A 14759-nucleotide genomic window follows, 5' to 3' on the forward strand; every position below is an offset into this window, starting at 1 on the left:
GAAGGCCGGCCCGATACCAACGGTGTCGGGCCGGCCTTCTCCGTTTGCGGACGTCAGTCCGTACCGGACTCCATCGCGGCGCGGTCCAGCAGCGCGTCCTCCTCCGAGACCTCGCCGCGGGAGGCGATGGCCTCAGCGCCGCCCTCCGGCAGCTCCGGCATGGTGCCGATCAGGCCGGTCGCGGCCGCCTGGGAGGCGCCGATGGTGGGGCTGCCGGTGCCGATCAGGCCGAGGCCTACGTACTGCTCCAGCTTGGCGCGGGAGTCGGCGATGTCCAGGTTGCGCATGGTGAGCTGGCCGATCCGGTCCACCGGGCCGAACGCCGAGTCCTCGGTGCGCTCCATCGACAGCTTGTCCGGGTGGTAGCTGAACGCCGGGCCCGTGGTGTCGAGGATCGAGTAGTCCTCACCGCGGCGCAGCCGCAGCGTCACCTCGCCGGTGACGGCCGCGCCGACCCAGCGCTGCAGAGACTCGCGGATCATCAGCGCCTGCGGGTCCAGCCAGCGGCCCTCGTACATCAGGCGGCCGAGGCGCCGGCCCTCGTTGTGGTACTGGGCGAGGGTGTCCTCGTTGTGGATCGCGTTGACCAGCCGCTCGTAGGCGGCGTGCAGCAGGGCCATGCCGGGCGCCTCGTAGATGCCGCGGCTCTTGGCCTCGATGATCCGGTTCTCGATCTGGTCGGACATGCCCAGGCCGTGCCGGCCGCCGATGGCGTTGGCCTCCATGACCAGGTCGACGGGGCAGGCGAACTCCTTGCCGTTGATCGTCACCGGACGGCCCTGGTCGAAGCCGATCGTCACGTCCTCGGTGACGATCTCCACCTCGGGGTCCCAGAACCGCACGCCCATGATCGGCTCGACGGTCTCGACGCCCGTGTCCAGGTGCTCCAGCGTCTTGGCCTCGTGGGTGGCGCCCCAGATGTTGGCGTCGGTGGAGTACGCCTTCTCGGTGCTGTCCCGGTAGGGCAGGCCGTGGGCGACCAGCCACTCCGACATCTCCTTGCGGCCGCCGAGTTCGGTCACGAAGTGGGCGTCGAGCCAGGGCTTGTAGATCCGCAGGTGCGGGTTGGCGAGCAGGCCGTAGCGGTAGAACCGCTCGATGTCGTTGCCCTTGAAGGTCGATCCGTCGCCCCAGATCTGGACGTTGTCCTCCAGCATCGCCCGCACCAGGAGGGTGCCGGTGACGGCCCGGCCCAGCGGGGTGGTGTTGAAGTAGGCACGCCCGCCCGAGCGGATGTGGAACGCCCCGCAGGTCAGCGCGGCCAGGCCCTCCTCGACCAGCGCCGCACGGCAGTCGACGAGACGCGCGATCTCGGCACCGTACGTCTTCGCACGGCCGGGCACCGACGCGATGTCGGGCTCGTCGTACTGGCCGATGTCGGCGGTGTAGGTGCACGGGACGGCACCCTTGTCGCGCATCCACGCGACCGCGACGGAGGTGTCGAGGCCGCCCGAGAAGGCGATGCCGACGCGCTCGCCGGCGGGCAGGGAGGTGAGGACCTTGGACATAGGAAGAGTATGCATGATCTCGCATGATCATGCAAAGCCTTGGTCGAAGGACGGTGCGGGGCGATTGCGGTGCCCTTCGATTCCTGGAGGTTCCTGCACACGGGAAGCCGCCCCTCAGGCACCATGATCGTGTGACATACGCGGTGACTGTGGACGTGGACCTCCCCAAGGGCGCCCCGGAGCTCGACGTTCTTCAGCGGGAAGGCGTCGGCTTCCTGCTGCGCAAGGGGCTCGATTCGATCGCGGCCATCGAGGGGCCCGACGGCATGGAGGTCGACCTGGTGGACGACGTCATCGCCGTCCATCCCGCCGGGGTCCTGCTGAAGCTCTTCGTCGACGCACCGGCACTGGAGTTCGCCGAGGACGCCGCCCGTGAGGTCGTCGCGGAGCTGCTGGAGCGCAGTGAACCCCTCGCCGACTGGGAGATCACCCGCTGCGGGGTGGAGCTGCACCCCGACCTGCTGCAGGAGAGCCTGGACGCGGCTGACGGCCCGGACGCACCGCCCGCGGATCCCGCCGAACGCGCACGCCGGCACGCGGCGGTCGAGCCCGCCACCGGGTCCGGGCGTCTCGACCGCGACGAGGTCGACGCCATGCGCAGCACACTCCGTGCACTCGCCCCCACCCAGCGCGCCTTCCCGCTCGAGGCCTTCGGCCACCACGAGGACGAGGAGGAGCGGATCGTCAGCCGGGAGGCGGCGGAGATCGCGGCCGGTGCCGTCGTGTACGCCATCGATCTGCTGGTCGACGAACTCTTCACGGACCTGGCCGGTCTGGAGGAGGACGGGCCCACCGTCGCGGAGACCGACGCCCCGTTCATGGTCCTCGACGATCTTCCCCCGCAGTTCGCCCTGCAGTACACGGTCCTGTTCGTCCGGCGTCTGACCGTCACCGCGGTGACCATGACCGGCCGCCTCACCCAGCCGCACTTCGGCGGGCCCAGCTGCGTGGCCGAGGAACTGCTGCTGAAGTTCCTGCTCGCCCAGGCCGAGGTGACGGCCGACCTCTACGAACTGCTGAGCGACGAGGTCGAAACCGCCCTCCAGGTCTTCGCCGACGGCGTGTTCGAGGACCTGGACCACGACTGGCTGTACACGCCGACCGCGGACGGCGTCGCCAAGGGTGCCGTGCAGGACTGGTTCATCCCCTTCGGCGACGAGCGGTACGTCCATCCCTACGCCGCCAATGACGACGGCGATGACGAGGAGCCCCTGGACTGACCGCACGGCACTGACTTCAGTCGGCTCGCGGTGGTCCTACTGTGGTCTTCGTGAACATCGGCCCTCCTTCCACCGGTGCCGACAGCGACGGACCGGGCGCGGCTGCGGCCAGGATCACCGGGCGTACCGTGCGCGGCGAGCGACGGTTGTCCGCATCCCTCGCCGAAGTCGGCCTCGACGACGGGCAGTCGGTGATGGTCAAGCGCGCTGACGGTCCAGGCGCGGTTCTGGCCGAGGCGGCGGGGCTGCGCTGGCTGGCCGACGCCGGCACGGTCCGTGTACCGGACGTCCATGGGCACGACCGGCGCTGGCTGGTGACCGACCTGGTCGCGCAGGGCCCGGCGACGGCTCCGGCGGCGGTGCGGTTCGGGCGCGGGCTGGCCGCCCTGCACGCCGCGGGCGCCCCCGCGTTGGGCGCGCCCCCACCCGGCGGTCCGGTGGACGCGTACATCGGGCTGGCTCCGATGCGCAACGTCTCCGGCACCGACTGGCCCCGCTGGTACGCCGAGCACCGCGTGCTGCCCTACCTGCGCGAGGCCGTCGACCGGGGCACGATCCGGCCCAGCGAGACGGCCGTGATCGAGCGTGTCTGTGAACGGCTGCCCGAACTGGCGGGGCCCGCCGAGCCGCCCGCCCGGCTGCACGGCGACCTGTGGAACGGCAACGTGCTGTGGGGAGCCGACGGGCACGCCTGGCTGATCGACCCGGCCGCACACGGCGGCCACCGGGAGACCGATCTGGCGATGCTGCACCTGTTCGGCTGCCCCCACCTGGAGGACGTACTCGACGGCTATCGGCAGACGGCCCCGTTGGCCGACGGATGGGCGGACCGGGTAGCGCTGCATCAGCTCTTCCCGCTGCTGGTGCACGCCGTGCTGTTCGGGCGCGGATACGCCGAACAGGCCCTTGCTGCAGCACGAAGGGCCCTCGCGTGACGAGACGCGAGAGCCCTTGCGTGAAGCGAGCGGCGAGGAAAGCGAAGGGACTAGCATCAGAAGGTGTTGTGAGAAGGAAGTCCCGTTCATGGCCTCGCCTGCGGCCCACCCTAACAGTCAGTCGGGGATCAGGTCGCGCAGATTTTCCGGCGTGAAGACCCGGGAGTCCGGGTGCAGTCCGTCCGGCCGTTCCAGGCCGATGTAGGTGACAGCACCCTCCGGGATCGATTCGCCGTCCCACACCGTCACCGTCGTGCCGCGCTCGGCCATCAGACCGGTGACGTACCGGACGTTGATGTGGTCCCGCTGGACGATGCCGCGCAGCAACGTCTCGACCGTGATGCGGTTGCCCTCGACCTGGTTGGCCGAGGGAGCGCCCTTCAGATACAGGTGCAGCCACTTGGCGGTCCAGCTGCCGTCCCGCCCGCGCCTGAACACCAGCGGCAGCGCGACCCGGCCCGGACCGCGCAGCTCCGACTTCATGCGCACCGTGGCGGGCTCGAACGGCCGGCCCTTCTGCTCGCCCTCGCGCAGCATGAAGCCGAAGAAGGACTCCTCGACCTCCTCGAAGCCCTCGCCCGCGAAGATGTTGACCTGCGGCAGGATGAAGGCGCTGCGCACCGCCCCCAGCCGCAGGTTGATGAACTCCGAGGCACCGTCCGGCGCATCGGTGATGTCGCCCGAGTGCTCGCCCTCGAACTGGGTGAGCGAGGTGTACGACAGCCAGGAAACCGTCCGGTAGCGGGCGTCGAGCAGCACCGCCGACAGGTCGAAGTCCGTGCGCTGCTCGGCCTGCTTCCAGTAGACGAAGAACCGCAGCAGCTCCCCGGCGACCGGTGTGACCGAACCGCGGGGCAGCACGCCGAGGCCCGCCGCGGTCGCCCGCCCGCTGAGCGGAAGGGCGACATCGAGGACGTCGGGGTCGACCAGCAGGCGCTCGGGAGCCGGGAGCCGGCGGCGTATCTCCGCGTCGAGGGCGGCGATCAGCCGCTTGCGCTGCGCCGGCGCGATCGGCGGCCGGCTGTCGTCGGTGACCCAGGCGCGACCGCGCCGGTTGACGAACACGCGGCGCTCGCCGGTCTCCTCGGCCCGGTTGTGCAGGTGCTCACGCACCGACAGCACGACCCGGCCCGCCGCCTGGGACACCACCTGCTCGGCGGCGGCCACCATGGCCTCGCGCTCGTCCTCGGCCTGCGCCGTGCGCAGCAGCCGGTCCAGGGAACGCAGCAGCCTGCCCGGCGCGGACTTGAGCAGCTCGGCGGCCCCGACCACGTCGTCCCTGCCCAGCAGTTCCTCGACGCGGCTGTCGAAGGACCGCACCTGCTGCTCGCCCCGGGCCACGGCGAACACCTCGGCGGCATACGGCCACTGCGGGTACTCGTGCGGGTGCAGCCGCTCACCGAGCCGCTTCCACGGCTCGCGATGGGCGGACACGTCGGCCAGCTTGGCCGGGGCGGCCGCGACGAGCGCGTCCAGACCTGCGAGCAGCGCCCGGCGCACCGGACGCGGAAGCGTACGGAAACGGGTCGGCTCCAGGAGCGTCACGTCACCGCCCGACACCGCGCAGGCCAGCCGCAGCACATCCGTGACGCTGTCGAGCAGAAGACCCGAACCGGCCGCCAGCCGCGCCGCGTTGACGACTGCACGGTTCTCCCGGACCGGTATCGCCTCGGGCTGCGGCCCGTCCACACAGTGCCCGGCGAGCACCCCGAGGTCGCCCAGATGGTCCTCGCCCAGCGGCGTTCTGCTGCCGGCAAGCGCCAGATACAGCGCCCTGACCTCGTCCTCCACCGTCCCGCCCAGGTGCAGCACGGTCAGCCGGTCGCCCGCCGCCGCGATCAACTCGTCGTGGGCGGCGAGCATTTCGGCGTACGTGTGCCGGTAGGTGCCGTAGGAAGGCAGCGTGAGCAGGTCCACCACACCGCTCTGCAGCTGGGCGAGCGTCCCCTCGTGCGTCTTGTCGTCGGCGAGCGCCTCGGCGATGCAGCGCATCCAGAAGTCGAAGGTGTCCGGCACATGTGCCGGGAAGTCGATGAAGTACACGTTGTGCCGGACGTGGTCGCCCACCATCTCCCGGACCGTGCGCAGCGTACGTACGGCGGTGTCGACGACCGTAGCCTCGGACAGCCCCGACAGGTGCGCCAGCAGGTCCGCCGAGAGCTTGAAGCCCGCCGACATCAGCACGGCGTCGAACTGCCGTGCGGCAACGTCCCCTTGGCCGGCCGGGCCGGTCGGCAGGGGAAGGCGGTGGGTGTGCCGGATGACCAGCGGTTCCAGACGGTCGGACATTCCGGAATGATCGCAGAGCCGTGCCCGCCGACGCATTCGGATTTTCCGCCCCATCCCCGTCCGTCCGCTTCACACACCCCGCGACTTATGGCGTTTCCGTGTGGAAGCGGCTCGTAGATCTTCCGCGGAACGCGCCTGACGTGCACAGTCGGGATCCGCCATCGAGGCGAGTGACGCGCGCTTGGAGGACCGCTGATGGCAGCCCACGAACACCCGCAGCCGCAGGACGCCGATCCCGCCGCGGCCGGCATCGGGCGCAGACGCTTCCTGGGATACGTCCTGGCCGCCTCGACGCTCACCGTCGCCGCCGAGCTCGGCGAGGCCGTCCTCGCGCCCGACCGGGCCGCAGCGGTCGTCCCCTCCGCGCCCGGCCCGGCCGAGCTCTACGACCTCAACGACATGCTCACCCATGCCACCCTGCCCACCGCGAACCTGATCACCATCCGGGTCGACTCCGACGGCACCGCCTCCTTCGCCCTGCCCCGGGCCGAGGTCGGGCAGGGCGTCACCACCTCCAGCGCGATGCTCGTCGCCGAGGAACTGGACCTGCCGCTGGACAAGGTCCGCGTCACCCTCGCCGACGCCCGCCCCGAGCTGCTGTTCAACCAGCTCACCGGCGGATCCAACACCACCATCTCCACCTTCACCCCGATCCGGGTCGCAGCCGCCGTCGCCCGCGGCCGGCTCCTCCAGGCCGCGGCCCTCGAACTCGGCGAGGCCGCCGACACCCTCACCGCGAAGCTCGGCGTCATCACCTCCTCCGTGACCGGCAAGAGCCTCAGCTACGGCGAACTCGCGGTGCAGGCAGCAGCAGTGACGACCAGTCAGGTGGCGGTCACGCTGAAGGAGTCGTCCGAGTTCAAGGTCATCGGGACCGGGCAGCGACGCGTCGACGCGCTGGAGGCGGTCACCGGCCGTAAGAAGTTCGCGATGGACGTGCATGTGCCGGGCGCGCTGCCGGCCATGGTGTGCCGGCCGCCCACGATCAACGGCACGGTCCGCTCGGTGGAGAACCTCGACGAGGTGCGGGCCATGCCCGGCATCACCGACGTCGTACGGATCTCCACCGGCGTCGCCGTCCGCGGCCGCACCTTCGGGCAGTGCATCGACGCCGTGCGCGCCCTGAAGGTCACCTGGGGCCCCGGCACCGTGGACGACGCCTCCGACGACTCCATCCGCGACGAACTGCGGGGGGCCGAACTCCCGCTGCCCGCAATCGACCTGCTCACCAAGTCGGTCGACGCCCGCTTCACCTTCCACTTCGCGAGCAACAGCGCCCTGGAGACCAACTGCGCCGTCGCCGAGGTACGCGAGGACTCGGCCGAGATCTGGGCCAGCCTGAAGTCCCCGATCACCGCCCAGGAACAGATCGCGCTCACCCTCGGACTGCCCGCGAGCGCCGTCAAGGTACACGTCACCCAGGGCGGCGGCTCCTTCGGCCGTAAGCTCTTCCACGACGGAGCCGCCGAGGCCGCCGAGATCTCCAAGGCGACGGGCAAGCCGGTCCGGCTGATGTGGCACCGCACCGACGACTTCCGCCAGGGCCGCACCCACCCCATGTCCATCTCACGGGTACGCGCCACCTACGCGCTCGGCCAGGTCCTCACCTACGACCAGCGCCACACCTCCGTGGCCACCGACTTCGGCCACGGCGTCGGCGAGATCATCACCGCCGAAGCGGCCCGGCTGCCCGTCGGCGACCTCACCTTCTCCGAGACGATCTTCACGCTCACCCAGCAGACGCCGTACAACTTCGGCGTCGTCACCCAGCTCCTCAGCGAGGTCGACAAGGGCTTCCACACCGGCTCCATGCGCAACATCTACTCGCCCAACGTGCGCTGCGCGCAGGAGCTGATCGTGGACGAGCTGGCCAAGCGGATGGGCAAGGACCCCTATCAGTTCCGCCGCACCTTCCTGAAGGACGATCGGGCCCGGGCCGTCCTCGACAAGGCCGCCGAAGTGGGCGGTTGGGGACGCGGCATGCCGGCCGGCACGGCCCAGGGCATCGCCCTGCACCCCGAGTACCACTCCTATGTCGCCGTCCTCGCCGAGATCGACTGCCGTCCGCAGACCACCGGCCGCAAGGTCCCCGACGCGTACACCGGACCGCGGGTCACCAAGGTGGTCTGCGTGGTCGACGCCGGGCTGGCCGTCAACCCGCGCGGCCTCGAGGCCCAGATGATGGGCGGCATCATGGACGGCATCGCGATCACCCTCAGCTCCGGACTGCACCTGGCGAACGGGCACTTCCTGGAAGGCAGTTGGGACAACTACTTCTACACCCGCCAGTGGAACACCCCGCCGGAACTGGAGATCGTCGTCATGCCGCCGACCACCGGCAGGCCCGGCGGCGCCGGCGAGCTGGCCGTCGCGGCCGCGATGGCGGCCGTGGCCTGCGCATACGGGCGCGCGACCGGCACCATGCCGACGACGTTCCCGATCAACCACGCAGGCCCCCTCGGCTTCGAACCGCTGCCCACCACCCCGCCGATCCCGGCGTCCCCCACCGACGGCCTGAGCCGCGCCTACTAGGAGCCCAGGAGGTTCTTCGTGCCCGAACACACCTTCATCCTCAACGGCAGACCGGTGACCGTCGACATCGAGGGCGACGTACGGCTGCTGTGGGTGCTGCGGGACGTCCTGGGCGTCACCGGACCGAAGTACGGCTGCGGGCTCGGCGTGTGCCAGGCCTGTACGAGCCACATCAACGGCAAGGCGTTCAACCCCTGCAGCGTCCCGGTCAAGGACCTCGCCCCGACCGACGAGGTGACGACCATCGAAGGCCTGCCCGCCACCGTCGGCAGGGAACTCCACCCGATGCAGGAGGCCTGGCTGGAGTACGACGTCGCACAGTGCGGCTACTGCCAGCCCGGCCAGATCATGACCGCGGTCGCCAAGGTCCGCCAGGCCCGCGAGGAGGGCCGCGACATCACCGAGACCGACCTCGACGAGATCCGCAACGTGTGCCGGTGCGGGACGTACCACCGCATCAGGGAGGCGATTGTGGCGGGTGCGAAGAAGTACTGAGAGGGCGGAACGAGAGGTGATGTTTGTTGCGCCCGGTCAGGCGCTTGAGCTTCAAACGAACGAGGTTGTTGATGTTGTTCGGAGCCGGGTCCAGGTCCATACCCTCATCGTGCTCGTCGGCGCATTGTCCTGAACGAACCGTTGACATTGGCCGAGGCCGCCGTCTCTTCGTATCCGGGTTCATGGAGGGCACGGCCCCGGGCGGACTTCAGCGGGCGAGCAGTCCGCGGAGAACCACCCTTTCCACAGCTGCGACGAGTTCCGTCACATGGGAGGCGTCAGCGCGGAGTCGGTCCGCGCGCCAGGAGAGGCCGAGAACGCCGTTCATGGCAGCCCACAACGCGGTGGCGGTGGTGACGGGATCGAGGTCGGCGGCGAGCGAGCCGTCAGCCACCCCGTCGGCCAGGGCGGCGGCGAGTTTGGCGTTCTGCTCGTCGACGAGCGCGGCGACCCGTTCCAGGGCCGCGGGTTCGTCCGGCGGCTCGGCCAGCAGGCGGAACTGGTGCGGGCGCTCGGCGGCGAAGCGGACGTACGCGGCCGAGGCGGCCCTGATGCGTTCCACAGGGGTGCCCGGGGCAGCGTAGGCGTCGTCCATGTAGGTCCGGTTGTCCTCGAGTGCCCGCTCGGCAACCGCGATGAGAACGGCCGCGCGGCCGCCCACGCGGTTGTACACCGTCTGCACGGCGACATCCGCGCGTTCGGCGATGCCTTCCAAGGTGACTGCGTCGGGGCCGCCGGAGGCCAGCAGCTCCTCGGCGGCGTCGACGATGGCCGCACGGGTTGCGGCGGCCCGACGTGTCGTGCGTGTGACCTTGCTTGTCATGGTCTCCGCTACTTTACGAGGTGCTCGACCTGCGGGACCCCCTGGGCCGCTTCCTTCCGCCCGGAATTCAGCGGGAACCGGCCTGGTGGCGCTCATGCACCGCCGGGTCGTGCCAGCCCGACGCCGAGGCGAGGCCGAGGGCGCGCTGGACCGTCTGAGGGCGGAAACCGACACGTTCGAGTATCGGCCGGAACAGACCGGGAGCGTTCGCGGTCAGGGTGAGGGACCTGGGGACGACGACGCGGTCCGCACGGCGCTCGATGCCGCGGACGATACCGGCGATGACCTTTTCCAGCGGCACCATCTTCCACAACCCCTTGGAGTTGCCGCCCCAAAGGGCGTGCCCGGCCGGGTCCGCGGTCACGTCGTCCATCATCGGAGTGCGGAAGAACGTGGGGTGGACGCTGCCGACACCGACACCCAGGTGGCGAACCTCCAGGCGAAGGCTGTCACACATCGCCCACACGCCGGCCTTGCTCGCGGTGTAGGAGATCTGGAGCGGCGAGTGCACGAAGGCGGCCATGGAGGAGATCGCGAGGAGATAGCCGCGTCGGGCCTCGACGTGGGGCAGAGCCGCGCGGAAGGTGCGCCAGACGCCGTTGAGGTTGACGTCGATCACGCGCTCGTAGGCGGCAGGGTCAATGGTGGCCAGGGGGGCCATGGTGTCGATGCCCGCGCCCGCGACGGCGACATCAAGGCGCCCGAAGTGCGCGGCGGCCTCATGCATGGCCGTCTGCAGTCCGGCGAGGTCGCGGACGTCCACACCCCAGCCCCGGGCGACTGTGTCGCCCCCCAGTTCCTCCGCCTGGGCCTGGGCCGCCTCGGCGTCGAGGTCGAGCAGCGCGAGGTTGGCACCCCGGTCGCGCAGGGCGTTGGCCAGGGCGATGCCGAGGCCGCCGGTGGAGCCGGTGAGGACGACGGTGCGCCCGGCCAGGTCGTAACGGGTCATGACAGTCTCTACCTCGGTGAGTTGGTCTGCGGGGACTTGCCTGTGGGGCCGGCGGATTCCTCGAGTCGGCGCAGGAGTCGGCGCAGTTCGGGGTGGCGTTCGGCGATGAGATCGGTGACGGGGTTAAGGAGCCCGCGCAGGGCCGAAAACGGTACCCACCTGCGGGGGACCATGACACGGGCCGAGCGGTTCTCGATGCCGCGGACGACGGCTTCCGCGACGCGCGTGGGGGCGATGGCCTTGCCGAGCAGGGACGGGAAGGCGATCTCGCGCATGCGGGTGGTGATGTCGTTGCTTCCGAAGGCCGCTCCAGCGATGGGCGTGTGGACCCAGCCGGGGTAGAGAACCCCGGCGCTGGCGCCGTGGATGCCGAGTTCGGCGCGCAGGGCGCGGCCGAACTGCTCGACACCGGCCTTCGACATGGCGTAGGGGGCGTTGGTCATGCCGTTGAAGTAGGCGTACACCGAAGCGGTGACCAGGACGTGCCCGCGCGCCGCGATGACGTGCGGCAGTGCGGCACGAACGGTGCGCCAGACGCCCAGCAGGTCCACTTCGACGACGCGCTCGAACATGGCCGGGTCGATGGTAGCGATCGTCGCCGGCGGATCGGCCGCGATCCCCGCGTTGGCGAAGACGACATCCAGGCCGCCGAACCGGTCGACCGTATGGTCCACCGCGTCGGCCAGTGCGGCGCGGTCGGTGACATCCACCGACAGCGCCAGTGTCCTGTCGCCGCCGAGGTCGCGGGCGAGGGCCGATATGGCGTCGATGCCCCGGTCGGCGAGGACCACGTTGGCTCCGCGCGAGTGCAGCGTGCGGGCGGTGGCCGCACCGATGCCTCCGGCTGCGCCGGTGATGAAGACGGTCTTCCCCGCAATCGGATAGGTGAGCACCTCGTACCTCTTTCAGGGTGTCGCGGGTCCCGGGGCTTCACCGGGTGCGGAGCCGATGGGGACGTGCCGCGCCAGGAAGGCGAGCTGGTCCGTGACAACGCGTTCGAAGGGCTCGCCGAGGTAGATGTCGAAGTGGCCGTCGGGGTAGAGGCGGATCTCGCCGCGCGGGGCCCTGCGGGCATGGCGCAGGGTCGGCCGCGCGGGAGCCACGCTGTCGTGCTCGCATACGCAGAACAGCACCGGGCATGCGATCTTCGCGGTCCGGCGGCCCGGCCGGTAGCGGAGGATGTCCAGGGCGAACCGCGCCGCAACCTGGTTGGAGAAGGGCGCGTCGTCGGGCACGAGGGCCAGGTAGCCGGGCTCGGCGTCCGCAGCGGTCATCAGCGCGGCGGATCCGGGCGGCCCCGCCGTCGCGACCATGACGGGAGGGCGCCCGAGGCGGGCGCCGACCACGTCACGGACCGCGCGGGCCATCACCTTCAGCGAGGTGTCCGGGCGCATCGCCAGGGCAGAGGCGACACCGTCGGTGAACAGGCCCTGGGCGATGACGGCGGCGACGGCCGGGTCCTGGGCGGCTGTCGCCAGGACATGGCCGGCGCCGAAAGAGGTGCCCCACAGCACCACGCGCCGGGGGGCGACCTCCTGCCGGGAGCGGGCGAAGGCCACAGCCGCCTGCCAGTCCTGAAGCTGTCGGCGGATGCTCAGGAGCTGGCGGGGCCGGCCCCCGCTGGCGCCGAAGTGTCGGTAGTCGAAGACCAGGCAGGCGTATCCCCCGGCGGTGAAACGCTCGGCGTAGGCATCCAGGCGCATTTCCCGGATACCACCCAGGCCGTGCGCCATGACCACCACGGGACGCCGACCCCCGCCCTCGGGCAGGTACAGCCAGGCGTGACACTCGTCCGGCCCCGAAGGAAACGTCACATTCAATCGGTCGGTCATCAGACCTCCGTAACACGGCTCGCATCGTTGGGGTCGCGGAAACTTGGAACTGCTTCCAACGTTGGAAGTTAATCCAAGATTGCGGGGCTGTAAAGCGAAGCGACGGCAACGAACACCTCACGTCTCCGCTGGGTCCTGAACCAGGCCCTACCTCAGCGCCGCACCCTGACTGGGAGGCGAAATAGACGATGACCGGCGGAACGGCGAGGCCGACGTGCCCCTCGAAGACAGGGCCGCCCGGTTCTTGGCGGATGTCGCGGCGCGCGTGCGACCCGAACGCTGTCGGCCCGCAGGGCGGTCGTTGCTGTGGGCGAAGAACGGCCGACGGTCCGAGTGCGCTACCACGGCCTCGCCCTGGACGCGGAGGGCACCCTGGTGGACGGAAGCCCGGCGACCTGGGCGATCGACATGACCGACGGCGAACCGGCGTTGCTGCTCGCCCTCCTGCTCAACCACGGCCAGGAGGCCCTCTACTTGCCTGGCCGCCTGGTGAACCGGGCCGCCAACGGTTACCGCGGCGAGGGCAAGACCGACGCCCGGGACGCGTATGTCATCGCGGACCAGGCCCGAATGCGCCGTGATCTGCGGCCGATACGCCCCGGCCCTCGCCTGACGACCACGGACGCGGCAGGGTGAACGGCCCCGAGAAGGTTCGGCCGCTTGCCCGGGGCAGAGAACACGGAGCGTGGGCCACATCGAAGCTGCCACTCATGCCACGAAACGTATCCGAAGCCCGAGCCGCATCGCCGAGAGACCATCAGACCACCAGAGAGGGAGCGGCCCTCCGGGACCGGAAAATTGGTGATCCGGTCGACGCTGCGGAGCTGTTCAATGTGAGGATGAACGATGCTCTGTGGGATCGGCTCCCGAGTGAGGACCGGCGGGAGATAGACGAACTGGTTGCTGCTCGACGCCACATCAAGGCCATCGCGCTGATGCGTGAGCGCGTCGGCCTGCCGCGGCCGGATCTCCGTGACTGCGTTGACCTCCTGGAAGAGCGTGCTCGGGTCTTGCGGGGTGGGTAGAGGCGCGACGGGTCGATCAGGCATCTCGCCAGTTCGGGGCATCGTCCTGACTGGTCGCGGCCCCGCGGTGGAGCCGTATGGGGAAACAGCCCCGTGCCCCTTGGAGGCGTTGCTCAGTCGTGGCGTACGCCCTGGAGCAGGTGGTCGCGGACCAGGGCCACGTGGGGGTTGGCGGAGGCGCCGGGGCGTTGGACGAGGAAGGCGGTGTTGATGGGTGGGTCGTCCGGGTCGTGCAGCAACACCAGGGCGCCCGAGGCCAGTTCGGCGGTGCACAGGTAGCGGGGGAGGACCGTGAAGCCCGTACCGCCGACCACCGCCGCCTTGACCGCGTTCAGGTCGGGCATGGTGACCGCCGGCTGACAGACGAGGCGTCTGCCGAAGACATGACGCCAGTAGCGGCGCACGATCGGGAGATCCTCGGCGTAGGCGACCAGGGGCACGCCGTGGAGAGCGGCAGGCCCGGCGCCGGCGGTTGCGGCCGACCCGCCGATGCGCTCGGCCCAGACGGGGGCGGCGACCAGCACGAAGTCCTCGTCCCCGAGGGGCACGGCGGCCAGGGCCCGGCCGCGTGGCCGGAAGGTCGCGATCACCAGGTCGTGGCGGCCCGCCCGCAGATCGTCCAGGAGCGGCTCGGTCAGTCCGGGGGTGATGCGCAGCCGTACGCCTCGCTCCACCAGCGGTGCCAGGCCGGGAAGGACGGAACGGGTCAGGAACTCGTGCGGCCCCGCCAGGTGCACCGGCTCCGGCGGCTGGTCGTCGGCCGGTCCGCCCCGACCGGTGATCGCGGCGAGGGAATCCAGCGGCTGCACGATACGGGCGGCGAGCTCGTCCGCGTACGGAGCGGGGGAGACCCCGCGGGCCTGGCGCTGGAACAGCTCACGGTCCAGTTGCCGCTCCAGCGCGCGCACCTGCGTCGTGACCGTGGGCTGCGACAGCCCGAGCAGACGCGCCGCGGCCGTGAAGGAGCCGGTGCGGTACACGGCGAGGAAGGTGCGCAGCAGATTCAGGTCCAGTGCCGTCGAGCCCCCGACCTGCGCTCCCTCCTGACGGTCATTGGTTTCCCTATTCCTCATATGGATGAGCCTATTGGATTCCAATGGCAGGCGGGGCTTACGGTTGGATCACGACCACGCTGACGACCCCTCGGAGAC

11 protein-coding genes and 1 pseudogene are annotated in these 14759 nt (G+C 70.4%); 5 read left to right on the top strand and 7 right to left on the bottom strand.

The window, feature by feature from the left end:
- Nucleotides 1–53 precede the first annotated feature (53 nt).
- Nucleotides 54–1508, bottom strand: a complete 1455-nt coding sequence (gene argG / locus ABD355_RS16210; protein ID WP_344401232.1) for an argininosuccinate synthase — start codon at nucleotides 1506–1508, stop codon at nucleotides 54–56.
- A 131-nt stretch (nucleotides 1509–1639) separates the two neighbouring features.
- On the opposite strand from argG, the gene ABD355_RS16215 reads away from it, so the two are divergent.
- On the top strand, nucleotides 1640–2728 hold the full coding sequence (locus tag ABD355_RS16215) for a hypothetical protein (protein WP_344401004.1): 1089 nt from the start codon (nucleotides 1640–1642) through the stop codon (nucleotides 2726–2728).
- Between the two features lie 50 nt (nucleotides 2729–2778).
- On the top strand, nucleotides 2779–3663 hold the full coding sequence (locus tag ABD355_RS16220; protein ID WP_344401005.1) for a fructosamine kinase family protein: 885 nt from the start codon (nucleotides 2779–2781) through the stop codon (nucleotides 3661–3663).
- A gap of 117 nt (nucleotides 3664–3780) precedes the next feature.
- Here ABD355_RS16220 and ABD355_RS16225 read toward each other — a convergent pair whose 3' ends face one another.
- A complete protein-coding gene (locus ABD355_RS16225; RefSeq protein WP_344401006.1) occupies nucleotides 3781–5952 on the bottom strand; it encodes a TerD family protein in 2172 nt (723 codons plus the stop codon).
- A 195-nt stretch (nucleotides 5953–6147) separates the two neighbouring features.
- Between ABD355_RS16225 and ABD355_RS16230 the strand changes: the two genes are divergently transcribed.
- Together ABD355_RS16230 and ABD355_RS16235 are read left to right on the top strand one after the other, a co-directional pair.
- Nucleotides 6148–8484 (top strand): molybdopterin cofactor-binding domain-containing protein, encoded by a 2337-nt coding sequence (locus ABD355_RS16230; RefSeq protein WP_344401007.1) that lies wholly within the window; start codon nucleotides 6148–6150, stop codon nucleotides 8482–8484.
- Between the two features lie 18 nt (nucleotides 8485–8502).
- Nucleotides 8503–8979, top strand: a complete 477-nt coding sequence (locus tag ABD355_RS16235; protein ID WP_344401008.1) for a (2Fe-2S)-binding protein — start codon at nucleotides 8503–8505, stop codon at nucleotides 8977–8979.
- A 208-nt stretch (nucleotides 8980–9187) separates the two neighbouring features.
- On the opposite strand, the gene ABD355_RS16240 is transcribed toward ABD355_RS16235, so the two are convergent.
- The 4 genes from ABD355_RS16240 to ABD355_RS16255 all read right to left on the bottom strand — a co-directional run bounded on the left by ABD355_RS16240 (nucleotide 9188) and on the right by ABD355_RS16255 (nucleotide 12583).
- Nucleotides 9188–9802, bottom strand: coding sequence for a TetR/AcrR family transcriptional regulator (locus ABD355_RS16240; RefSeq protein ID WP_344401009.1), 615 nt, complete (start codon nucleotides 9800–9802; stop codon nucleotides 9188–9190).
- 67 nt (nucleotides 9803–9869) lie between these two features.
- Complete coding sequence (locus ABD355_RS16245; RefSeq protein ID WP_344401010.1) at nucleotides 9870–10751, bottom strand: SDR family NAD(P)-dependent oxidoreductase; 882 nt, start codon at nucleotides 10749–10751, stop codon at nucleotides 9870–9872.
- An 8-nt stretch (nucleotides 10752–10759) separates the two neighbouring features.
- Nucleotides 10760–11644, bottom strand: a complete 885-nt coding sequence (locus ABD355_RS16250) for a short-chain dehydrogenase/reductase (RefSeq protein WP_344401011.1) — start codon at nucleotides 11642–11644, stop codon at nucleotides 10760–10762.
- Nucleotides 11645–11656: 12 nt separating this feature from the next.
- Nucleotides 11657–12583: an alpha/beta hydrolase gene (locus tag ABD355_RS16255; protein WP_344401012.1), complete on the bottom strand. Its 927-nt coding sequence runs from the start codon at nucleotides 12581–12583 to the stop codon at nucleotides 11657–11659.
- A 354-nt stretch (nucleotides 12584–12937) separates the two neighbouring features.
- On the opposite strand from ABD355_RS16255, the pseudogene ABD355_RS16260 reads away from it, so the two are divergent.
- Nucleotides 12938–13186, top strand: a pseudogene (locus tag ABD355_RS16260) (IS110 family transposase); the annotation flags it as partial.
- Between the two features lie 535 nt (nucleotides 13187–13721).
- On the opposite strand, the gene ABD355_RS16265 reads toward ABD355_RS16260, so the two are convergent.
- Nucleotides 13722–14681 (bottom strand): LysR family transcriptional regulator, encoded by a 960-nt coding sequence (locus tag ABD355_RS16265; protein ID WP_344401013.1) that lies wholly within the window; start codon nucleotides 14679–14681, stop codon nucleotides 13722–13724.
- Nucleotides 14682–14759 lie beyond the last annotated feature (78 nt).

This window comes from Streptomyces longisporus, assembly GCF_039532765.1.
Taxonomy (GTDB): domain Bacteria; phylum Actinomycetota; class Actinomycetes; order Streptomycetales; family Streptomycetaceae; genus Streptomyces; species Streptomyces longisporus.